This window comes from Rhizobium sp. CF080 (assembly GCF_000282095.2).
Lineage (GTDB): Bacteria > Pseudomonadota > Alphaproteobacteria > Rhizobiales > Rhizobiaceae > Neorhizobium.
In genome coordinates this window covers 280161-302767 of sequence record NZ_AKKC02000002.1, presented here as the reverse complement: position 1 = coordinate 302767, position 22607 = coordinate 280161, and the positions used below count along the sequence as shown (strand labels likewise).

The window sequence follows — 22607 nt, the reverse complement described above, 5'->3', positions numbered from 1 at the left end:
AAAAAGACTATAGCCCCCTCCGCAGGCCGGGCACCGGCAGGATAACATGGCCAGACACGACATCGATTTTTCTGAACTTCTCGACGTGGCCCGTCTTCGGGCCGATTGCCGGACGATCGTCAAGGACGAGGATCGCCCCCAGCTCGAATTGCGGGCGGCACTTCTGCCGCTGCTGCGCCGGGCAAGCGTCGAGGGCCGCGAAAAGGCTCGCCAGCTTCTGGCCAAGGACGGCAGCGGGCTGAATTGTGCCCGCCGCATCTCCTGGCTTCAGGACCAGCTGATCTGCGTTCTCTACGAGACGATTGCTGACGGCCTCTATACAGAGGGTACCGATATCGCCGTGGCGGCCGTTGGTGGTTATGGCCGCGATACGTTGGCGCCGGGTTCGGACATCGACCTCCTGTTCCTGCTGCCCGCGCGCAATACCGAGACCATGCGCAAGGCCGTCGAGTTCCTGCTCTATCTCCTGTGGGACATGGGCTTCAAGGTCGGTCATGCGACCCGCACCGTCGAAGAGTGCATCCGCCTGTCGAAGACCGACATGACGATCCGCACCGCCATTCTCGAAAGCCGCTATATCTGCGGTCGCGAGGCGCTGGTGAAGGAACTCGAGAGCCGTTTCGACAACGAAATCGTCGCTGATACCGGCCCGGAATTCATCGCCGCCAAGCTTGCCGAGCGCGACAATCGCCACGAGAAGGCCGGCGATACGCGCTATCTGGTCGAGCCGAACGTCAAGGAAGGCAAGGGCGGCCTGCGCGACCTCCATACGCTCTTCTGGATCGCCAAATATTACTACCGGGTCCGCGAGACGACCGAGCTGGTAAAACTCGGCGTCCTCTCCCGCGAGGAGGCGCGCTCGTTCGAGAAGGCCGACGACTTCCTCTGGGCGGTGCGCTGCCAGATGCATTTCCTCACCGGCAAGGCAGAGGAGCGTCTCTCGTTCGACATTCAGCGCGAGATCGCCGAAAGCCTCGGCTATCACTCGCGCCCCGGCCTTTCCGCCGTCGAGCGCTTCATGAAGCACTATTTCCTCGTCTCGAAGAATGTCGGCGATCTGACCCGCATTCTCTGCGCGGCGCTGGAAGAGCAGCAGGCGAAGGCCGCTCCCGGCCTCACCAATCGCGTCATCTCGCGCTTCACCAAGCGTCTCCACAAGATCCCCGGCACCGTGGAATTCGTGGTGGACCGCGGCCGCATTACGCTGGCTGATCCGAACGTCTTCAAGCGCGATCCGGTCAATATCATCCGCTTTTTCCATGTGGCCGACATCAACGGGCTGGAGCTTCATCCGGATGCGCTGAAGCGCATGACCCGCTCGCTGGCGCTGATCGACAACGATGTGCGCGAGAACGAGGAGGCGAACCGGCTGTTCCTTTCCATGCTGACCTCGCGGCGTGACCCGGCGCTGATGCTGCGCCGCATGAATGAGGCCGGCGTGCTCGGCCGCTTCATTCCGGAATTCGGCAAGGTCGTAGCGATGATGCAGTTCAACATGTATCATCACTACACCGTCGACGAGCACCTGATCCGTTCGGTCGAGGCATTGTCGGAAGTCGACAAGGGCAAGGCTGCCGATATCCACCCGCTCGCCAACAAGGTGATGCCGAGTGTCGAGGAGCGCGAGGCGCTTTACGTCGCCGTGCTGCTGCATGACGTCGCCAAGGGCCGCCAGGAAGATCACTCGATCGCCGGCGCCCGCATCGCCCGCAAGCTGTGCCCGCGTCTCGGCCTCAATGCCAAGCAGACCGAACTCGTCGTCTGGCTGATCGAAGTGCATCTGCTGATGTCGATGACGGCCCAGACCCGCGACCTGCACGACCGCAAGACGATCACCGACTTTGCCGAGAAGGTGCAGTCGATGGACCGGCTGAAGCTGCTATTGATCCTGACCATCTGCGATATCCGCGCCGTCGGCCCGGGTGTCTGGAACGGCTGGAAGGGGCAGCTGCTGCGCACGCTCTATTACGAGACCGAGCTGCTGCTCTCGGGGGGCTTCTCGGAAGTCTCGCGCAAGGAGCGCGCCAAGGTCGCCGAAGAAGAGCTCTTCAAGGCATTGGCCGAGTGGAGCGCCAAGGACCGCCGCACCTACTCGAAACTGCACTACCAGCCTTACCTCCTGTCGGTCTCGCTGGAGGATCAGGTCCGCCATACGAAGTTCATCCGCGATACCGACAAGGCGGGCCAGGCGCTCGCCACCATGGTGAGGACGGACAGTTTCCACGCCATTACCGAGATCACCGTTCTGGCGCCTGACCATCCGCGTCTGCTGTCGATCATCGCCGGCGCCTGCGCCGCAGCCGGCGCCAACATTGCTGACGCGCAGATCTTCACGACTTCCGACGGCCGGGCGCTCGACACTATTCTGATCAATCGGGAATTCCCGGTGGACGAGGATGAACTGCGCCGCGCCGGCACGATCAGCCGGATGATCGAGGACGTGCTCTCGGGCAAGAAGCGCCTGCCGGAAGTCATCGCGACGCGCGCCAAATCGCGCAAGCGCAACAAGACCTTCACCATTCCGCCGTCGGTCATTTTGTCGAACGGCCTGTCGAACAAGTTCACGGTCATCGAGGTGGAATGCCTCGACCGCACCGGCCTGCTGGCGGATATCACCGCCGTGCTTGCCGATCTCTCGCTCGACATTCATTCGGCACGGATCACCACCTTCGGCGAAAAGGTCATCGATACCTTCTACGTCACCGATCTCGTCGGCCAGAAGGTCGTGAACGAGAACCGCCAGGGCAATATCGCAGCGCGGCTGAAGGCTGTGATGTCCGAGCAGGAGGATGAACTGAGAAGCGGCATGCCGACGGGCATCATCGCCCCGGCTCCCAATCCGGACCTGGCGCCCCAGCCCCGCAAGTCCAAGGCAAGCATGTGAGTTCCCTGCGATGAGCCTCGCCCAATGAGCCTTGTTCGAAAATTCGCGACAGTCGGCGGAGCGACCCTCGGCAGCCGGATTTTCGGTTTTGCACGCGAGACCTTCATGGCCGCGGCGCTCGGCACCGGCCCGATGGCTGACGTCTTCTACGCCGCCTTCCGCTTCCCGAACCTCTTCCGCCGGCTGTTTGCCGAGGGCGCCTTCAATGCCGCCTTCGTGCCGCTGTTTTCGAAGGAGATCGAGGAGAACGGCGTCGAGGGAGCAAAGCGCTTCTCGGAAGAGGTTTTTGGCGTTCTCTTCTCGGCTCTGATGATCATCACCATCGTCATGGAACTGATGATGCCGTGGCTGGTGGAATGGATCATCGCGCCGGGTTTCGCCGGCGATCCGGAAAAGATTTCCATCACCATCCGCCTGGCAGCGGTGATGTTTCCCTATCTGATGTGCATGTCGCTGACGGCGATGCTGAGCGGCATGCTGAATTCGCTGCACCACTTCTTCGCCGCCGCCATCGCCCCGGTCTTCCTGAACGTGGTGATGATCGGCGCATTGTTCTACGGCCTCTGGATCCATGCCGATCCGCTGACGATTGCCTGGTATCTCTCCTGGAGTGTGCTGGCGGCCGGTATCCTGCAGCTTGCCGTCGTCTATGCCGGCGTGCGCCATGCGGGCATCAATATCGGTTTCCGCCGACCGAAGATGACGCCGAACGTCAAGCGCCTTCTCGTGCTGGCGGTACCGGCGGCCGTCACCGGCGGCATCACCCAGATCAACCAGATCATCGGCCAGGCGATCGCGTCCGGCAAAGAAGGCGCAATCGCCGCCCTCCAATATGCCGACCGCATCTACCAGCTTCCGCTCGGTGTCGTCGGCGTCGCCGTCGGCATCGTGCTTCTGCCCGAGCTTGCCCGCGCCTTGAAAGGCGGGCACCTCAAGGAAGCCGCCAATATCCAGAACCGCTCGATCGAATTCGTGCTGTTCCTGACCCTGCCGGCTGCCGCCGGCCTCTGGATCCTGTCCGACGCGATCATCCGCGTGCTCTATGAGCGCGGCGCCTTCTCGGCCGAAAATACCTCGATCGTCGCCGCCATCCTCGCGATCTACGGCATCGGCCTGCCCGGCTTTGTGCTGATCAAGGCGCTGCAACCGGGCTTCTACGCCCGCGAGGACACCAAGACTCCGATGCGGTTCACCATGCTCTCGGTCGTCATCAATTCGGGCCTGGCTATCTCGCTTTTCCCGCTGATTGCCGAACGCGGCATTGCAACGGCCGAGGCTGCGGCCGGCTGGACCAACACGGTGCTGCTGTTTACGACGCTCGTCTGGCGGGGCCATCTCACCTGGGAATGGGCGCTCGCGAAGCGTACGGCCCTGCTGCTGGTCTCGACCGGCATCATGTCGGCGGCGCTGGTCTATGCGCTCCGCCATGCCGGGCCGTGGCTGACCCCGGATGCCTCGCTGATCCATCAGGTCGCGGCACTCGGCGGCCTGCTCGTCCTGGCGATGGTCGTCTATTTCGCCAGCGCCTTCCTGATCGGCGGCGCCGACATCGGCATGCTACGCCGGAACATCAAGCGGAAACCGAAGACCTAACCTCGCCTGCGTCGCCCGCAATACGCCCATTGGCGTTTCGGCCCGACATCCACGTGCACGATGCCGTTGCAATACCGGCCTATGCCGCCGATGCCCGGCGCGCTGGCTGCTGCTGCAAGGATGGTCCGCTCCGACACGCCCGGCACCCGGATATCCGCCGCATAACAATGGCTGTGCTGCGATCTGCCGGAATGCGGCCGGTGGCCGGACGTGACCATCGGCTTGTGGCCGGTCTTCTGCGCGATATGCGCGAGGATGGCTCCCAGCTTTTCCGGGAAACAGCTCGTACGGACGCTGATCCGCTGTACGGTGTAAAAGGCTGAATAGTCATGCTTGAAGGAAGTGCTTCGGCGTTTTTGGTTTTCGCCAGCTTCGGCAGTGACATTGAGGCCTAGCGCCAATAGGCAGGTAAGCGCGACGCGAAATATGATGCGCATGATATCCCCCGAGGACAGACCGTGTCGTTCATGACCGGTTAACCGTGGTACGCTTGGGTATTTCCTTTCCAAAAGGGGCGCGAATAAGGAGACTTTTGCTCAGAATTGGGATTATGGCTGCCTAAAAGACTAACATTCATTAATCTATTCGGAGGCGCCAGGAGAAAAATTTTGCCTTTAGGCGTATTGACTTAGGAGTTGTACGCCTAATGAGGTAGGCGTTTCGTGGCCCTACCTCGAATGATATGTGGACCGCTCTTTTGTCGCTGTAGTGCTTCGCGAGACCTCCTCAAATGGAGCTCCTCGCTCCGCTAAAATCGCCACGGCCGGCAACCTGCAGCGGCCAAATCAATCGAATTCGGAGTTCCCCCATGCCCGTCCAATCGCTGTTTCTCGTGGCCCTGATCGTCGATGATTACGATGGGGCGAAGGATTTTTATTGCGGCGTGCTCGGCTTCGAATGCCTGGAGGATAGTGTGCAGCCGGAGGGCAAGCGCTGGGTCGTGGTGAAGCCGAAGGGGAGCGAGGGCGCTGCCCTGCTGCTGGCCAAGGCCGCCACCGACACGCAGAAGGCCGCGATCGGCAACCAGGCCGGCGGCCGGGTCGGGTTCTTCCTGAAGACGGACGATTTCGCTCGCGACCATGCCGCCATGACCGCCAGAGGCGTCCGCTTCCTCGAAGAGCCGCGGCACGAGATCTACGGCTCGGTGGCCGTGTTTGCCGATCCTTACGGCAACACCTGGGATCTGATTGAACACGCAGTTCCCCGAGCCCCTTGATCCTCCGCGCTTCGCCGTGCATAAGCCCGCGCGTTAGCAACATGACCCTTCGGGTCTGGGGCCCTCCACCAGCCTAATTGAGGACGATATGAACAGCTTCAAGCCGCTTGTCTTTTCCGGCGTCCAGCCGACCGGCAATCTCCATCTCGGCAACTATCTCGGCGCGATCCGCAAGTTCGTCGCGCTCCAGGAAAACAACGACTGCATCTATTGCGTCGTCGATCTGCACGCGATCACCGCCCAGCTCGTTCATGACGATCTGAAGGGGCAGATCCGCTCGATCGCCGCCGCCTTCATCGCTTCGGGCATCGACCCGAAGAAGCATATCGTCTTCAACCAGTCGGCCGTGCCGCAGCATGCGGAACTCGCCTGGGTCTTCAACTGCGTCGCCCGCATCGGCTGGATGAACCGCATGACCCAGTTCAAGGACAAGGCCGGCAAGGATCGCGAGAACGCCTCGCTCGGCTTGCTCGCCTATCCGAGCCTGATGGCGGCTGACATTCTCGTCTACCGCGCTACCCACGTGCCGGTCGGCGACGACCAGAAGCAGCACCTGGAGCTTGCCCGCGATATCGCCCAGAAGTTCAACATCGACTTCCAGGAAAAGATCCGCGCGGCCGGCACCGGCGTCGACATGGTCGTCGGCGAGGAGCCGATCCATGGCTTCTTCCCGCTCGTCGAGCCGCTGATCGATGGGCCTGCGCCGCGCGTCATGTCGCTGCGTGACGGCACCAAGAAGATGTCGAAATCCGACCCGTCGGACCTGTCGCGCATCAACCTGATGGACGACCCGGAAGAGATCGCCAAGAAGATCCGCAAGGCGAAGACCGATCCGGAAGGCCTGCCGAGCGAACTCGAAGGCCTCAAGGGCCGCCCGGAAGCCGACAATCTCGTCGGCATCTACGCAGCCCTTGCCGACAGGACCAAGGCGGACGTGCTTGCCGAATACGGCGGCCAGCAGTTCTCGGTCTTCAAGCCGGCACTGGCCGATCTCGCAGTCCATGTCCTCGCGCCCATCACCTCGGAAATGCGTCGCCTGATGGACGACACGACCCATATCGATGCGATCCTCAAGGATGGCGGCGAGCGTGCCCGCGCCCGCGCCGAGAAGGTCATGGGAGACGTCTTCGACATCGTCGGCTTCCTGCGCTGAGACTCTCGCCGCAGCTCAAGTCACGCAAAGATTGCATACCCGCCACGGCATTCGTGGCGGGTTTTCATTTTTTTCGGTTGGTATAAGTTCCGCATCACGACTGCTTCGGTCGACTACATGCGAAGGAGGGGCGGCATGGTTTCAAAACGGCTTTCGCGGCTTGAAGGGCACCGGCGCAAGTTCATGGCGGTCATCGACGGCACGCCGGAATGTGAAAAGGCGGTCCACTACGCGGGGCGCCGCGCCAAGAACTCCAACGGCGGTCTCGTCCTGCTTTTCGTCATTCCCGAGGGCGATTTCCAGCAATGGCTGGGCGTCGAGCAGATCATGCGTGCTGAAGCCCGCGAAGAGGCGGATGCGGTGATGGCCAAGGCCGCCCAGAAAGTGCGCGAGACGATCGGCATCGATCCGGAAATCGTCATCCGCGAAGGTAACGCCAGCGAACAGATCATCCAGCTGGTCGAGGAAGACCGCGATATCGCGGTCCTCGTGCTGGCGGCCGGCTCCACCAAGGAAGGGCCGGGACCCCTGGTATCCGCCGTTGCCGCCTTCCCGATTCCCGTCACCGTGCTGCCCGACACGCTGACCGCCGAGGAAATTGACGCGCTGGCATGATTGCGGACTTGATCTTGCGCAGGCAAAGGAGCACTTGAACGAAAAGCTGATACGGCTTATCTTCTTTTGAAGAGTTCTAAATTTGCGAGGGGCGCTGTGCCCCAGGAGAGACGAGATGTTCATTCAGACGGAAGCCACCCCCAATCCGGCGACCCTGAAGTTCCTGCCTGGCAAAGTCGTTATGGATAAAGGCACCGCCGATTTCCGCAACGCCGGCGAGGCGGAAGCATCTCCGCTGGCCGAGCGGCTGTTCGGCATCTCCGGCGTCACCGGCGTCTATTTCGGCTACGACTTTATCACCGTCACCAAGGAAAGCGCCGAATGGCAGCACCTGAAGCCGGCGATCCTCGGCTCGATCATGGAGCATTTCATGTCCGGCGCGCCGGTCATGGGCGGTGCGTCCACGCTTGCTGAAGCGTCCGACGTGGAGGGCGAGTTCTTCGACGAGGACGACGAAACGATCGTCGCGACGATCAAGGAACTGCTGGAAACCCGCGTCCGCCCGGCCGTTGCCCAGGACGGCGGCGACATCACCTTCAAGGGTTTCCGCGACGGTACGGTCTACCTTAACATGAAGGGCGCATGCTCGGGTTGCCCGTCGTCAACGGCCACCCTCAAGCACGGCGTGCAGAACCTGCTTAAGCATTTCGTTCCGGAAGTGCAGGCCGTCGAAGCGCTCTGAGCCCGCCGGCACCGTTGAATGATTGTTCTGGCCATCGATACCGCCGGGGTGGATTGCTCCGCAGCGCTTTATGACAGCGCCGCGGGCAAAGTGCTGTCGGCGGTCACCGAAACGATCGGCAAGGGTCATGCCGAAAGGTTGATGGCGGTCATCGACGAAGCGCTCACCGCCGCCAGCTTTCCTCTCAAATCGGTCGAACGCATTGCGGTCGTCATCGGACCCGGCTCGTTCACCGGCATTCGCGTCGGCGTTGCGGCCGCCCGTGGTCTGGGCCTTGCGCTCGGCGTCGAGTCGGTCGGCGTAACCACGCTCGAGGCCCTTGCGGTCAAGTTTCTTGGCGAACATCCCGGCCACCCGGTCGTGGTCGCCATGGATGCCAAGCGCAACGAGGTCTACACCCAGGCTTTTTCCGCCAAGGGTGAGGCGTTGGGCGAACCCGCGGCGCTTTCGCCGGAGAGCGTTTCGGCACTCGCCAACTCGCTTTCGGCAGTGACGACCGGTTCCTGGGTGGAGCATTCCCTTGGTAAGGGAGCGGCCGAGAATGACGGGCGGGATCGCTTCGATATCGCCGTCGTCGCCCGCATCGCTGCCGAAAAACCTGCGGATGCGCAACGTCCTAAACCGTTGTATCTTCGTGGGCCCGATGCGAAACCGCAGACCGGTTTCGCGCTTGCCCGTTCGTGAATGTACAGACTGCGCCGATGTTCGACGATTACCTGACCTGGAAGCCGTATTTCGAAGTCGTGCCGATGGAGGCCGGCGATTGCCTGGAAATCTCCGAGCTGCATGGCCAGCGATTTCCCCGCCAATGGAGCGATGGCGAATTCCAGAACCTGCTCCTGCAGCACAATGTCTTCGGTTTTATCGCCCGCCAGACCAATGCGTTCTTTTCGAAGCCGCTCGGCGGTTTCGTTCTGTCGCGTGAGGCGGCCGGCGAGGCGGAGATCCTGACGGTCGCCGTCAATGAGAAATTCGGCCGGGCGGGGCTCGGCTGGCGTTTGATGCAGGCGGCCTTGCGCGAGGCGGCGTCGCGAGGCGGAGAGAGCATGTTCCTGGAAGTGGAGGCAGCCAATCGCCCGGCCGTCGAGCTTTACCGCAAGCTCGGATTCCAGAAAGTCGGCGAAAGGCCAGCCTATTATGCCGGGCCGGATGGGACGCGCTCCACGGCGCTTGTCATGAGCCGAGTTCTTCGCTAGTCCGTTAGTTTCTACGGGAACGTTTCGAAGGCCAAAACGACATGACAGACCTTTCCAAAACCCTGGAGGAGCTGTGTGCCGAAAAGGGCATGCGAATGACGGATCAACGCCGTGTGATCGCGCGTATCCTGCAGGACTCCGACGACCATCCGGACGTGGAGGAGCTCTACCGCCGCTCCTCGAAAGTCGATCCGCGTATTTCGATCTCGACGGTCTACCGCACGGTAAAATTGTTCGAGGACGAGGGGATTATCGAACGTCACGATTTCCGTGACGGCCGCTCGCGTTACGAGACCGTGCCTGAGGAACATCACGACCACATGATCGATCTCAATACCGGTAATGTCATCGAATTCCGCTCGGCGGAAATCGAGGCGCTGCAGGAGCGCATCGCCCGCGAGCACGGCTTTCGTCTCGTCGGACACCGGCTGGAGCTCTATGGCATCCCGCTGGACAAGGACGATAAGTGATTACTTGGGCGCGGATCGGCTTCGTTTTTGTCGCTCTTTTCGCAGTCACGCTGATTCTTTGGCCGTTCCAGCTCCTCGGCCTCGCCTTCGATCTCAAGATCCGCCGCTATATCCCGCGTTACTGGCATAGGACCGCCTGTTTCCTGCTTGGCATCCGTATTCATGTTCACGGAAAGCTGGAGCGTTGCCGGCCGCTGATGCTCGCCTGCAATCATGCGTCGTGGAAGGACATTCTCGTGCTCGGCGCGATCGCCGACGTCGTTTTCATTGCCAAGATGGAAGTGTCGGAATGGCCGGTCTTCGGCACGCTCGCCAAGCTGCAGAAGAGCATCTTCGTCGCTCGCGAGCAGAAGCGCAGTGCCGGCGAACAGGTGAACGAGATCGCCGAGCGCATGGCGGCTGGCGAGATCGTCGTGCTCTTTCCGGAGGGCACCACCTCCGACGGGAACCGGCTTCTGGAGGTGAAGTCTTCCCTGTTCGGCGCCGCCGCCGCCGCGGTCCAGCATTCACCGGAAGGTGTTGTGCATGTCCAGCCGGTGGCGATCGCCTATACCCGCGTCCACGGCATGGCGATGGGCCGTTACCATCGCCCGATTGCCGCCTGGCCGGGCGACATCGAACTCGTGCCGCATCTGCTCGGCGTCCTGAAGGAAGGGGCGCTCGACGTGGACGTGGCCTTTGGCGAGACTGTCGAATTCCGCGCCGGAGACAATCGCAAGCACCTGAGCCGGACGGTGACCAGCCGCATGCGCCGCATGCTGATCCGCCATCTGCGGGGGCGCGACTACGAAGTGCTCTAGGAAACGCTTCATTTCCGGGTCTTCTTGGGGTATGGAGCGAGCCATGAACGAACACGTCTCCCTTTCCACGTCCGCCGACGAGCCGGTCCAGCGCTCGAATTCCCGCAAGGTCTTCATCAAGACCTACGGCTGCCAGATGAATGTCTATGATTCAGGCCGCATGAGCGATGCGCTGGCGGGCGAAGGTTACGTGCCGACCGAAGAGATGGGCGAGGCTGACCTCATCCTCCTCAATACCTGTCATATCCGCGAGAAGGCGGCCGACAAGGTCTATTCGGCGCTCGGGCGCCTGCGCGACATGAAGAAGGCGCGGGCTGCCGAAGGCCGGGAGCTGATGATCGGCGTCGCCGGCTGCGTCGCCCAGGCCGAAGGCGAGGAAATCATCCGCCGCGCGCCGGCCGTCGATGTGGTGATCGGCCCGCAGACCTATCATCGCCTGCCGGAAGCGCTGAGGCGCGCCCGCGGCGGCAAGCCGGTCGTCGATACCGAATATGCGGTCGAGGACAAGTTCGAGCACCTGCCGGTTACCGAAAAGGCGAAGATCCGCGCCCGCGGTGTCACCGCCTTCCTCACCGTTCAGGAAGGCTGCGACAAGTTCTGCACCTTCTGCGTCGTGCCCTATACCCGCGGTTCGGAAGTCTCGCGCCCTGTCCAGCAGATCGTCGACGAAGCCTGGCGGCTGGTCGATGGCGGCGTGCGCGAGATCACACTGCTCGGCCAGAACGTCAATGCCTGGCGTGCCGAAGGCCCGAAAGGCGGCGAATGGAGCCTGGGCGATCTTCTCTATCGCCTGGCGGAAATTCCCGGCCTCGCGCGTCTGCGCTACACCACCAGCCATCCGCGCGACATGGACGATCGGCTGATCGAGGCCCATCGCAATCTGCGCACCCTGATGCCCTATCTGCATCTGCCGGTTCAGGCGGGTTCGGATCGCATCCTGAAGGCCATGAACCGCCGGCACACGAGCGCTGAATATCTGCGCCTGATCGAGCGCATCCGCGAGGCTCGGCCAGACATCGCCATCGCCGGCGATTTCATCGTCGGTTTCCCCGGCGAGACGGATCGGGACTTCGAAGATACGTTGCGCCTCGTCGAGGACGTGAACTACGCCCAGGCCTATTCCTTCAAATATTCGACCCGTCCCGGCACGCCCGGCGCCGACCTCGGCGATCAGGTGCCGGAAGAGGTGAAGGCGGAGCGGCTCGAAAGATTGCAGGCCCTGCTCTTGAAACAGCAGGCCGAATTCGCCAAATCCTGCGTTGGAAAGGTCATCGATCTGTTGCTTGAAAAGCCCGGTCGCATGCCAGGACAGATAATCGGACGTTCTCCCTGGCTTCAATCTGTGAATGTTGATGCAAAAACATCGCAAATCGGTGACATTATCCAGGTACGAATCAGTGGAACCGGCCCGAACAGCTTGTTTGCCGACCCGGCAGGGAGTTTAATAGGAGCCTGAGCAAATATCGAGGAGCTTGCCTACTTGAACGGACGTGAATTGGTTTCCTCATCCGCGCGCCACCCCCGCACCGCCGCTACCGACGCCAATCACTTTGTCCTGACGTTCGAGAACAATAGGTTCGCCAGCGAGCTTTTCGGTCAGTTCGATCAGAATCTCAAACTTCTCGAAGAGCGGCTTCATATCGATGCCAGGGCACGTGGCAACTCGGTGGCCATCTCCGGCGATCTGACCGCCACCAACCAGGCGCGCCGGGCGCTGGATTTCCTCTACGAACGCATCCAGAAGGGTGGCTCGGTCGAAACTTCCGATGTCGACGGCGCGATCCGTATGGCGCAGGCGGCAGATGACCAGCTGCAGCTGCCGACGCTGGAGAAAAAAGCCAAGCTCTCCATGAGTCAGATTTCCACCAAGAAGAAGACGGTCGTCGCACGCACTCCGACCCAGGACGCCTATATGCGGGCGCTGGAGCGCTCGGAACTCGTTTTCGGTGTCGGCCCGGCCGGTACCGGCAAGACCTATCTCGCCGTCGCCCATGCCGCCCAGCTTCTGGAGCGCGGCGCCGTCGATCGCATCATCCTGTCGCGTCCGGCCGTCGAAGCAGGTGAGCGCCTGGGCTTTCTGCCGGGCGATATGAAGGACAAGGTCGATCCCTATCTGCGGCCGCTTTATGATGCCCTCTACGACATGATGCCGGGCGACAAGGTGGAACGGGCGATCACCGCCGGCGTCATCGAAATCGCGCCGCTCGCCTTCATGCGCGGCCGCACGCTCGCAAATGCCGCCGTCATCCTCGACGAGGCGCAGAACACCACATCGATGCAGATGAAGATGTTCCTGACCCGTCTCGGCGAAAATGCCCGGATGATCATCACCGGCGACCCGAGCCAGGTCGATCTGCCGCGCGGCGTGAAATCCGGCCTTGTGGAAGCCCTGCAGATCCTGAAGGGGGTCGAAGGTATTTCGGTGATCCGCTTCAAGGACACCGACGTGGTCCGCCATCCGCTGGTTGGCCGCATCGTCCGGGCCTATGACGCGCAATATGCCGTCCACGAGGAAAGCGAGGAAGTCGACCGGTAATGGTCGGCTCCAAACCTTATGCCGCAACTCGACATACAGATCAGCATTGAAGACGAGGGCTGGCCCGAAGAGCCGGCCCTTCTGGCCTTAAGCGAAAAGACGCTCGGCGCCGCCGCCGAATTCCTGGTCGGGCAAGAAAAGCAGCCGTTCCCGAAAATTGCGCCGGAACTGTCGCTGGTCTTTACCGACGACGCGGCGATCCAGGAAATTAATGCCGAATGGCGCGGCAAGGACAAGCCGACCAACGTCCTGTCTTTCCCCGCCTTTCCGCTTGAGCCGGGCAAGATGCCGGGGCCGATGCTCGGCGATATCGTCATCGCTCGCGAGACGGTTGAGCGGGAAGCGGTTGATCTCGACAAGAGTTTCGAGGATCATCTGACCCATCTGCTCGTCCACGGTTTCCTGCATCTGTTCGGCTACGACCATATGGAAACGGACGAAGCGGAAAGAATGGAAGCGTTGGAGACTCGCATTTTGGCCGTGCTTGGCCTATCTGACCCCTATGCGGGGCAAGACCCGATAGTATAGTCTGGATCAATGAACGACTTTTCGACAAACCCGACCCGCGAGGGCAAGGACGCCGACTCAAGTTCCTCGGAAGAGGGCAGTAGTCCGTCTCGAGCGGAAGCCCAAAAACACCAAAGCTCTTTCTGGTCGCGCGCGCTCAGGCTCCTCAGGCCGTCGCAGGGCGAGAAGCTCCGCGAGGACCTCGCCGATGCTTTGATGACCGATTCCAATATCAGCAATGCCTTTTCGCCCGAGGAACGGGCGATGCTGCACAATATCCTCCGCTTCCGCGAGGTCCGGGTCGAAGACATCATGGTACCCCGCGCCGATATCGAGGCGGTCGATATGACCATGACCATCGGCGAACTGATGATCCATTTCGAGGAAACCGGTCGCTCGCGCATGCCGGTCTACAGCGATACGCTCGACGACCCGCGCGGCATGGTCCATATCCGCGATCTCTTGTCCTATCTTGCCAAGCAGGCGCGCAACAAACGCCGCACCAGTGCGCGCGCGGCGCCCGCCCAGCCGATGCCGCTGGCAACGGACAAGCCGGAGAAGGCGGAAAAGACAGTGCGCACGCCGCGGCCCGCCTTCGACCTCGGTCGCGTCGACCTGGAGCAGACCGTTGCGGAAGCCGGGCTGATCCGCAAGATCCTGTTCGTGCCGCCTTCAATGCTCGCCTCCGACCTGATGCAGAGCATGCAGGCGGCCCGCACCCAGCTCGCGCTCGTCATCGACGAATATGGCGGCACCGACGGCCTCGTCACCCACGAGGACATCGTCGAAATGGTGATCGGTGACGTCGAGGACGAGCATGACAACGAGGAAGCCATGTTCTCGCGCACCAGCGAGGATGTCTTCGTCGCAGACGCGCGTATCGAACTCGAGGAGATCGCCGAGGCGATCGGTTCCGATTTCGACATTCGCGATCGCCTCGAAGACGTCGATACGCTGGGAGGGCTGATCTTCTCCGCTCTCGGCCGTATTCCGGTGCGCGGTGAGGTGGTGCAGGCTGTGCCTGGCTTCGAATTCCAGATCCTGGAAGCCGATCCTCGCCGAATCAAGCGCGTACGGATCCTGCGCAAGCGGACGCTCGCTCGCCGCCGTCAGAAGGGCGAGGGCGAAATGCTGCTGACCGATCAGACGCCGACCACCGTGCTGCTGCCTGCGCCATCCGCGCCGGATACCGACCGGCCCAATCACTAGACCTGAATGATCCCTGAGCTATCCGAGCCTCTTTGACCTCAGGACAAGCCCGCCATTTTTTGAAACACTGCAGCGGCTGATTCGGGGCGGAAGGGAACATAGATGGTGCGGCTGGCGGGCAGGATCATGCTTCTCTGGGGCTTCCCGCGCGTCGTGGTCGCTTTTCTGGCAGGCGCGCTCGGCGCGCTCGCCCTGCCGCCCTTCGGCTTCTTTGCGGCGCTCTTCATCTCCTTCACGCTGCTTGTCTGGCTGATCGACGGTTCCACCGGCAACCCGGATGGCGGATGGTTCGGGCGGTTCCGTTCGGCCTTCTGGATCGGCTGGGTCTTCGGTTTCGGGTATTTCGTCGCCGGCCTCTGGTGGCTCGGCAATGCGCTGTTGGTGGAAGCGGACGAATTCGCCTGGGCGCTGCCGCTCGCTGTTCTCGGCCTGCCGGCCTATCTCGCCCTCTTCTACGGCCTCGCGACGGCCATCGCCCGCATCTTCTGGTCGGATGGTTTCGGGCGGATCGCTTCGCTCGCCTTCGGTTTCGGCCTTGCCGAATGGCTGCGCGGCCTCGTTGCCACCGGCTTCCCCTGGAACGCGATCGGATATGGCGCGATGCCCATGCCGCTGATGATGCAGTCCGCGGCCGTGCTCGGCATTTTCGGGGTGACGGTGCTCGCCGTCTTCGTGTTTTCAGCACCCGCCCTGGTCGCCACCGGCAAGGGCATGAAGACCGGGTTGGCACTGACGGCCCTGCTATTGGCCGCTCATCTCGGTTATGGCGCCTATCGGCTTCACGTCGCCGACGCGGCACCGGCACCGGCACCGGCCGCCGACAATCAGCCGGTCGTCCGCATCGTCCAGCCGGTGATCGACCAGGCGCGAAAACTGGATGATGCCGAACGAGCGGCGATCTTCGAGGAACATCTGGCGCTGTCCGCCCTGCCGCCGGAGAGCGGTGGCAAGCGGCCGGATATCATCGTCTGGCCGGAAACCTCCGTGCCCTTCATTTTGACTCAAAACCCGGATGCGTTGACCCGTATCGCCGAGGTGCTGCAGGATGGCCAGGTCCTCATCACCGGCGCGGTGCGCTCGGAAGATGCAGGCGCGGGCATTGCGCCGCGTTTCTACAATTCCATCTATGTGATCGACAGCGAAGGCCAGATCGTTTCGGCGTCCGACAAGGTGCACCTCGTCCCGTTCGGGGAATATGTCCCCTACGAGGATCTCCTGCGCAACCTTGGAATTCCCGACGCCATCGCCATGCCGGGCGGGTTCAGCGCAGCGCCCGTCCGGTCAATGCTGACCCTGCCGGGCGGCATGACCTTCTACCCGCTGATCTGCTACGAGGCGATCTTCCCGGACGAAATCGGGCAGGACGTGGAGCGGGCGAGCGCACTTCTGAACGTCACCAATGACGGCTGGTTCGGAGCGACGCCGGGACCCTACCAGCACTTCCAGCAGGCTCGAATCCGCGCGGTCGAAAACGGTCTGCCGCTGATTCGCGGGGCGAATACCGGCGTTTCAGCGGTTGTCGACCCCTTCGGAAGACTAATACGGGGTATGGACTACAATCAAAAAGGCGTGATAGACGCAACCTTGGGCAGTATTTCAATCCCGCATTGGGACTTGGCCGCTCGGGAAAGGCACTTCTGGTTGGTTCTTTCACTCATGTTGTTGATTGCAGCCGTCTCGCGCGTTGGTTTTAATTTTCGGACGAATTGACCAAAAACCCCTAAAATTGCATAGTGGTCTCAGCCTTTCGTCTCGCCATATGCTTCAAACGTTGAGCCTGTTGTGACCAGCCGCGCGAAGTGTATCTCCACACGCAGACCGGGTTGTGAGGATTAAACAACAAACGTCGTCAGGACATCGTTATGATTGAAAACAAAAAGAAGCCGAACCCGATCGATATTCACGTCGGAAGCCGGATTCGCCTTCGCCGGACCATGCTCGGGATGAGCCAGGAAAAGCTGGGCGAAAGCCTTGGCATCACTTTTCAGCAGATTCAGAAATACGAGAAGGGCACCAACCGCGTTGGCGCCAGCCGTCTGCAGAATATTTCCAGCATCCTCAACGTGCCGGTATCCTTCTTCTTCGAGGATGCGCCGGGCGATCAAGGTGGTGGTCAGAGCGGGATGGCGGAAGCCTCGAGCTCCAACTATGTGGTCGATTTCCTCTCCTCTTCCGAGGGCCTGCAACTCAACCGGGCTTTCGTGAAGATTTCCGACCCGAAAATTCGTCGGCGTGTGGTTGATCTCGTAAAGGCTCTGGCAGCGGACGCCGAGGTCGAATAAGGCTCATTCGATATCAACACGGAAGCGGCCTCAGGGCCGCTTTTTTGTTGCCTTTGTGAGGCATCGGAGTGTTGCGGGAATGCTTGGCTTGTACACATAAAGATATATTTATGTCGTTGTACGCTTGTGTTTGTCGCCGGAAATCACTAACACAGATGCGTTCGTTTCTTTGAGGGGAATCCCGTAATGCGCGCAAGTTATCTGTTCACCAGCGAGTCCGTCGCCGAGGGCCATCCGGACAAGGTTTGTGATCGTATCTCCGATGAAATTGTAGATCTTGTGTACCGCGAAGCGGCCAAGACCGGCGTCGATCCCTGGACCGTGCGCATTGCCTGCGAAACGCTCGCAACCACGAACCGCGTGGTCATCGCCGGCGAAGTCCGTCTGCCGCCGAGCCTGATGAAGAAGGACAAGAACGGCAAGGACGTCATCAATCCTTCGAAGTTCAAGTCGGCCGCCCGCAAGGCTATCCGCGACATCGGTTACGAGCAGGACGGCTTCCACTGGAAGACCGCCAAGATCGACGTGCTGCTGCACTCCCAGTCCGCTGATATCGCGCAGGGCGTTGACAGCGCTGCCGACAAGCAGGGCGATGAAGGCGCGGGCGACCAGGGCATCATGTTCGGTTACGCCTGCAAGGAAACGCCGGACCTCATGCCGGCGCCGATCTACTATTCCCACAAGATCCTGCAGCTGCTCGCGATCGCCCGCAAGAAGGGTGAGGGCGATGCCGGCAAGCTCGGCCCGGACGCCAAGAGCCAGGTGACCGTGCGCTACGAGAACGGCAAGCCGGCCGCCGTCGACTCGATCGTTCTTTCCACCCAGCACCTCGACGAGAGCTGGGATTCCAAGAAGGTCCGCCAGGTCGTCGAACCCTATATCCGCGAAGCGCTCGGCGACCTGCCGATCGACAAGGATTGCAAGTGGTACATCAATCCGACCGGCAAGTTCGTCATCGGCGGCCCGGATGGTGACGCAGGCCTGACCGGTCGCAAGATCATCGTCGATACCTATGGCGGTGCGGCTCCGCACGGCGGCGGCGCATTCTCCGGCAAGGACACGACCAAGGTCGACCGTTCGGCTGCCTATGCTGCCCGTTATCTGGCGAAGAATGTCGTCGCTGCCGGCATTGCCGACCGCTGCACGATCCAGATTTCCTACGCTATCGGCATCGCCCAGCCGCTGTCGATCTATGTCGACCTGCACGGCACGGGCAAGGGCACGACGGAAGATCAGGTGGAAGCCGCCATCCGCAAGGTCATGGACCTGTCGCCGACCGGCATCCGCCGCCATCTCGACCTCAACAAGCCGATCTATGCCAAGACCTCCGCTTACGGTCATTTCGGCCGCAAGTCCGGTCGCGACGGCTCCTTCTCCTGGGAGAAGACCGACCTGGTGAAGCCGCTCAAGGATGCGCTGAAGGAAGATACCCTCAAGGCTGCCTGATCGGCCTTTACGGATAGCTCCATAAAACTGTAAAGCGGGTGCCTCCTGACGGAGACGCCCGCTTTTATCGTGAGAGACCAGCCTATGACCGAACCGCAGCACCCGAGCCGCAGCACCGAAGCCTTTTTCGGACGCCGCAAGGGCAAGCAGCTCCGCGAGCGCCAGGCGGAAGGCATTGCAACTCTGCTGCCCGCGCTGAAGCTCGATCTCCAGGCTCCCGCGCCGGCGGTGCTTTCAGAGATATTTCCCATTCCGGTGGGGGAACTGCGGCTGGAGATCGGCTTCGGCGGCGGCGAGCACCTCGTCCACCGCGCACAGGAAAACCCGAAGACCGGTTTCATCGGCGTCGAGCCCTTCGTCAATTCCATGGCGAAGCTTCTATCGCGCGTCGACGAACTGGGACTGAAGAATATCCGGGTCTATGACGACGACGCGACACAGGTGCTGGACTGGCTGCCGGATGCCTCGCTCGATCGCATCGACCTGCTCTATCCGGATCCTTGGCCGAAGCGGAAACATTGGAAAAGACGGTTCGTGTCTGAGGTCAATCTTGGCCGCTTCCACCGCGTGCTGAAGCCGGGCGGCCTGTTCCTGTTCGCATCCGACATCGACACTTACGTCAACTGGACGCTCATCCATTGCCGCGACCATGGCGGTTTTCAATGGCAGGCGGAGCAATCCTCGGACTGGCTGACGCCCTTCGCCGGCTGGCCCGGTACGCGATACGAAAACAAGGCCCGCCGGGAAGGCCGCTCCTCGGCCTATCTGACGTTCAGGAAAACCTGAAAGGTCAGTGCAGGCTGACGGTCTTCAGGTCGTCTTCAGCAGCCTTGAAGAAGGTGCTGGAGCGATTGTCGGTCAGGAGAATCGGCGTACCATCTGCGCCGAACAGGGCCCAAAGATCGAGACTGGGGTCGATATCCGGGGCTTCGGGAAAGCAGCGGGACACTTCTTCCGACCGCATTTTGCGAATATATCCGACTTCCCCAGCACCCAGATGAGCAAGTTCGGACAGCGTCAAACGCGTATTCGCTTCTTTCAGGAGCATTCCAGCCTCCAGCATTGAGGGGCAACGGCATTGGCGCCGTTGACCTACTCTGAGACGGAAATGTTAATTTTTCGCACCATGCGTGCGGGTTCGGGCCGGATAAGGTCAACGGACAGCAAACCGTTCTTGAGCGAGGCGCCGGAAACCTGCATTCCGTCGGCGAGCACGAACATACGCTGGAACTGCCGCGCAGCAATGCCGCGGTAAAGATAGTCTCGATCGCTCTGCTCCGTCTGGCGTCCGCGGATGACGAGCTGGTTTTCTTCCGTCGTCACATCGAGCTCGGTTTCGGAAAAACCGGCGACGGCCAGCGTGATTCGCAGTCGCTCAGGTGCCCCGGAAGCGTCTGCGCGGATACGTTCGATATTATAGGGCGGATAACCGTCATTCGCCTTGGCAAGGCGTTCGAGGGTCTTTTCCATGGCGTCGAAGCCCAGAAGCAGAGGGCTCGCAAACGGCGTCATTCGGCTCATCGTCCAGTCCTTGCAACAAGCGACCATGTCGGCACCCGTCGTACGGCCCGCCAACTCAGCCGTTATATGGGAGGTTGCTGCGGCGACCGCAAGGATGCGCGCCGGGACCAATGGTCACGGTTGCGCCATGCAGGCTATGTACTACTTGACAGAACGCAAGGTTGTGAACCACTAGCCGCGGGAAACGGGAGCAATCATGCAGCGCAGCAAGATCATCATCGATACAGATCCGGGCCAGGACGATGCGGCGATCATGCTTGCTTTTGCAAGTCCCGACGAGATCGAGGTGCTCGAAAACGCCGCCCGATGCTTGGTCAAAGCAGTTCAGACCCTGGCGTCGACGGCCCCGGCAGGCGGGATCGACGGCTGGGCGCCACGGCTGAGGCAGGCGAGCGAACCGGCCACCGCTGCCCGGCGAAGCGCTTTCGCAAAATCGAGCCCCTGTTCCAGGCTGGCGGCCAGATAACCGCAAAACGTGTCGCCGGCGCCGACCGTATCGACCGGTTCGATCTTCAGGCCCTCGGCGGTGACGATCTCTCCGTCGCGGATCGCGATCACGCCATCGCCCCCGAGCGTGACGACGAATGTCTGGCCGGTTTCCGCATGCAGTTTCTTCAACGTCGCCTGGCGGGCCTCTGCGTCAGGGATCGGGGCTCCTGTCAGCAACTCGAATTCCGTTTCATTGGCGACGACTATATCTGCGAGCCGGGCAAGCCGGGCCGCGTCGCCGGTGAGCGGCGCGGTGTTGATCATCGTTAGAACGCCTTTGGCGCGCGCCGCATTGAGCGCGGCTTCCACCGTCCCGGCCGGGATTTCGAGCTGAAGCATCAGGATGTCGCCGGTCTTCATGACATCGACAGCTGCCTCAGCCTGCGCCGCGCCCACCGTGCCATTGGCGCCAGCCACCACGACAATCATGTTTTCACCCGTGCCGCCCACCAGAATAAGAGCCGTGCCGGTAGGTTCGCTGACGCGAGCGACCGCGGAAAGATCGACCTTGGCGTCATCAAGAAGCGCCAACGCCGGCGCGGCGAAACCATCTTCGCCGACGGCTCCGGTCATATGGACGGTGCTTCCGGCGCGGCGTGCCGCGAGCGCTTGGTTGGCGCCCTTGCCGCCGGCGGCCGTCGCAAAGCTTGATCCCTCAACCGTCTCGCCCGGCTGAGGCAGACGTTCGGTGGTGGCGACGAGATCCATGTTGATGGAGCCGAGGACGGTGATCATGGGCAGGCCTGCTTGCTGAATAAAAGTCGCGCGACACTGCCCCAGAGCATCACTCCTCGTCAACCACCCGCAGCTTGAGAAGGCCGGTGCGGCTTTCCACCACCTTGGCCTGCGGCAGATCGCGAGTTACCTCGGCTTCCACAGGCGCCTCCAGTTCCAGAGCCTCGATCTTGGCGCCGCGGCGGTTGAGTTTGTCGGTGGACGTCAAGATCTGCTCGACATCCTTTTGCGCGGCAAAGAAATGTGCCTGCAGCTTGCGGGTACGGTCGTCGAGGCGGGAAAGATCCTCGATCAGCAGCGCGACCTCGCCCTGGATGAGATGCGCCTGCTCGCGCATCCGCTGGTCCTTCAGCACGGCCTGGATGACCTGGATCGACAGCATCAGCAGCGAAGGCGAGACGATGACGATCCTGGACCGCTGTGCCTTCTGCACTGCACTCTCGAAATGCTCGTGGATCTCGGCAAAGATCGATTCCGACGGCACGAAGAGGAAGGCCATTTCCTGCGTCTCGCCCGGGATCAGGTATTTTTCCGAAACATCACGGATATGCACCTCGAGGTCGCGCTTGAAGGCCTGGCTCGCGGCTCGCCGGGCCTCCGGCGCGGTGGCCTCGCGAAAGGCATTCCAGGCTTCGAGCGGAAATTTGGCATCGATCACCAGGGGCGGAGCGTCGTTCGGCATCCTGATCGTGCAGTCGGGCCGGGTCCCATTCGAAAGCGTGGTCTGGAAGCCATAGGCGCCCATCGGCAATCCGTCGGCGACGATCGCTTCCATGCGGCCCTGACCGAAGGCTCCGCGCGTCTGCTTGTTCGACAGGATCGCCTGCAGGCCGACGACGTCCTTGGCCAGGGTCTGGATATTGTTCTGGGCGGCGTCGATCACCGCCAGCCGTTCCTGCAGCCGCTGCAGGTTCTCGTGCGTCGACTTGGTCTGTTCGGTGATCGTCGCGCCGATCCGGTGCGTCATGCCGTCGAGCCGCTGGCTGACAGACTGGTTGAGCTCCGATTGCCGTGTCGAAAGCGTTTCCGCCATGGCCGACAGCCTGCCTTGCATCTCGCTCTGGGCTCTCAGGAGTTCGGAAAGCCGGGCCTCACCTTCCATCGCCCGCAAGTCCGCATCTTCCTGCCGCCGATATGATGCACGGCGCGCCAGAAAGAGCCATAACAGCAGCAATACGGCACCAGACATCACCGCCACGACGGCAGCGCGTGGATCGTCGAAAAGAGCGTGAAGGTTCGCTACGAGATTATTCATAGCGGGAAGCTAACAGAA

23 protein-coding genes are annotated in these 22607 nt (G+C 61.6%); 18 read left to right on the top strand and 5 right to left on the bottom strand.

Annotated features, from left to right (window positions below; genetic code table 11):
- Positions 1-46: 46 nt before the first annotated feature.
- Together PMI07_RS02635 and murJ are read left to right on the top strand one after the other, a co-directional pair.
- Positions 47-2884 carry a [protein-PII] uridylyltransferase gene (locus tag PMI07_RS02635; protein ID WP_007759805.1) on the top strand — a complete coding sequence of 946 codons (2838 nt, stop codon included), beginning with the start codon at positions 47-49 and terminating at the stop codon, positions 2882-2884.
- A gap of 24 nt (positions 2885-2908) precedes the next feature.
- Positions 2909-4477 (top strand): murein biosynthesis integral membrane protein MurJ, encoded by a 1569-nt coding sequence (murJ, locus tag PMI07_RS02630; RefSeq protein ID WP_007759804.1) that lies wholly within the window; start codon positions 2909-2911, stop codon positions 4475-4477.
- Here the strand turns inward: murJ and PMI07_RS02625 are convergent.
- On the bottom strand, positions 4474-4914 hold the full coding sequence (locus PMI07_RS02625) for a DUF882 domain-containing protein (RefSeq protein ID WP_007759802.1): 441 nt from the start codon (positions 4912-4914) through the stop codon (positions 4474-4476). The two genes, murJ and PMI07_RS02625, sit on opposite strands and share 4 nt — an antisense overlap.
- Positions 4915-5285: 371 nt before the next feature.
- On the opposite strand from PMI07_RS02625, the gene PMI07_RS02620 reads away from it, so the two are divergent.
- The 16 genes from PMI07_RS02620 to trmB all read left to right on the top strand — a co-directional run bounded on the left by PMI07_RS02620 (position 5286) and on the right by trmB (position 19375).
- A complete protein-coding gene (locus PMI07_RS02620) occupies positions 5286-5693 on the top strand; it encodes a VOC family protein (RefSeq protein WP_007759800.1) in 408 nt (135 codons plus the stop codon).
- An 88-nt stretch (positions 5694-5781) separates the two neighbouring features.
- On the top strand, positions 5782-6846 hold the full coding sequence (gene trpS / locus PMI07_RS02615; protein WP_007759799.1) for a tryptophan--tRNA ligase: 1065 nt from the start codon (positions 5782-5784) through the stop codon (positions 6844-6846).
- A gap of 135 nt (positions 6847-6981) precedes the next feature.
- A complete protein-coding gene (locus tag PMI07_RS02610) occupies positions 6982-7461 on the top strand; it encodes a universal stress protein (RefSeq protein WP_007756068.1) in 480 nt (159 codons plus the stop codon).
- A 115-nt stretch (positions 7462-7576) separates the two neighbouring features.
- Positions 7577-8143, top strand: coding sequence for a NifU family protein (locus PMI07_RS02605; RefSeq protein WP_007756066.1), 567 nt, complete (start codon positions 7577-7579; stop codon positions 8141-8143).
- An 18-nt stretch (positions 8144-8161) separates the two neighbouring features.
- On the top strand, positions 8162-8827 hold the full coding sequence (tsaB, locus tag PMI07_RS02600) for a tRNA (adenosine(37)-N6)-threonylcarbamoyltransferase complex dimerization subunit type 1 TsaB (protein ID WP_007756064.1): 666 nt from the start codon (positions 8162-8164) through the stop codon (positions 8825-8827).
- 17 nt (positions 8828-8844) lie between these two features.
- Positions 8845-9339 (top strand): N-acetyltransferase, encoded by a 495-nt coding sequence (locus tag PMI07_RS02595; protein ID WP_037085416.1) that lies wholly within the window; start codon positions 8845-8847, stop codon positions 9337-9339.
- A 41-nt stretch (positions 9340-9380) separates the two neighbouring features.
- On the top strand, positions 9381-9809 hold the full coding sequence (locus PMI07_RS02590; RefSeq protein WP_007756061.1) for a Fur family transcriptional regulator: 429 nt from the start codon (positions 9381-9383) through the stop codon (positions 9807-9809).
- Entirely contained in the window at positions 9806-10609 is an 804-nt protein-coding gene (locus PMI07_RS02585; protein WP_007756058.1) for a 1-acyl-sn-glycerol-3-phosphate acyltransferase, read from the top strand. The genes PMI07_RS02590 and PMI07_RS02585 overlap by 4 nt, the downstream gene beginning before the upstream one ends.
- Before the next feature lie 43 nt (positions 10610-10652).
- The gene (gene miaB, locus PMI07_RS02580; protein ID WP_007756055.1) at positions 10653-12065 is read left to right on the top strand and encodes a tRNA (N6-isopentenyl adenosine(37)-C2)-methylthiotransferase MiaB; all 1413 of its coding nucleotides are present in this window, start codon (positions 10653-10655) and stop codon (positions 12063-12065) included.
- A 24-nt stretch (positions 12066-12089) separates the two neighbouring features.
- Positions 12090-13145, top strand: coding sequence for a PhoH family protein (locus PMI07_RS02575; protein WP_007756049.1), 1056 nt, complete (start codon positions 12090-12092; stop codon positions 13143-13145).
- Between the two features lie 18 nt (positions 13146-13163).
- The gene (gene ybeY, locus PMI07_RS02570) at positions 13164-13673 is read left to right on the top strand and encodes an rRNA maturation RNase YbeY (RefSeq protein ID WP_007756047.1); all 510 of its coding nucleotides are present in this window, start codon (positions 13164-13166) and stop codon (positions 13671-13673) included.
- 9 nt (positions 13674-13682) lie between these two features.
- The gene (locus PMI07_RS02565; RefSeq protein ID WP_007756043.1) at positions 13683-14861 is read left to right on the top strand and encodes a hemolysin family protein; all 1179 of its coding nucleotides are present in this window, start codon (positions 13683-13685) and stop codon (positions 14859-14861) included.
- Between the two features lie 102 nt (positions 14862-14963).
- A complete protein-coding gene (gene lnt / locus PMI07_RS02560; protein WP_024163504.1) occupies positions 14964-16571 on the top strand; it encodes an apolipoprotein N-acyltransferase in 1608 nt (535 codons plus the stop codon).
- A gap of 152 nt (positions 16572-16723) precedes the next feature.
- Positions 16724-17143: a helix-turn-helix domain-containing protein gene (locus PMI07_RS02555; RefSeq protein ID WP_007758684.1), complete on the top strand. Its 420-nt coding sequence runs from the start codon at positions 16724-16726 to the stop codon at positions 17141-17143.
- Between the two features lie 186 nt (positions 17144-17329).
- A complete protein-coding gene (metK, locus tag PMI07_RS02550; RefSeq protein WP_007758682.1) occupies positions 17330-18589 on the top strand; it encodes a methionine adenosyltransferase in 1260 nt (419 codons plus the stop codon).
- 84 nt (positions 18590-18673) lie between these two features.
- A complete protein-coding gene (gene trmB, locus PMI07_RS02545) occupies positions 18674-19375 on the top strand; it encodes a tRNA (guanosine(46)-N7)-methyltransferase TrmB (RefSeq protein WP_007758681.1) in 702 nt (233 codons plus the stop codon).
- Positions 19376-19379: 4 nt separating this feature from the next.
- Here the strand turns inward: trmB and PMI07_RS02540 are convergent, their stop codons facing one another.
- The 4 genes from PMI07_RS02540 to rmuC form a co-directional block, all read right to left on the bottom strand.
- Positions 19380-19637: a DUF1150 family protein gene (locus PMI07_RS02540; protein ID WP_007758680.1), complete on the bottom strand. Its 258-nt coding sequence runs from the start codon at positions 19635-19637 to the stop codon at positions 19380-19382.
- A 44-nt stretch (positions 19638-19681) separates the two neighbouring features.
- Complete coding sequence (locus PMI07_RS02535) at positions 19682-20110, bottom strand: Hsp20 family protein (RefSeq protein WP_007758679.1); 429 nt, start codon at positions 20108-20110, stop codon at positions 19682-19684.
- A 324-nt stretch (positions 20111-20434) separates the two neighbouring features.
- On the bottom strand, positions 20435-21334 hold the full coding sequence (locus PMI07_RS02530) for a ribokinase (protein WP_007758678.1): 900 nt from the start codon (positions 21332-21334) through the stop codon (positions 20435-20437).
- A gap of 49 nt (positions 21335-21383) precedes the next feature.
- The gene (gene rmuC / locus PMI07_RS02525) at positions 21384-22589 is read right to left on the bottom strand and encodes a DNA recombination protein RmuC (RefSeq protein WP_051484074.1); all 1206 of its coding nucleotides are present in this window, start codon (positions 22587-22589) and stop codon (positions 21384-21386) included.
- Between the last annotated feature and the right edge of the window lie 18 nt (positions 22590-22607).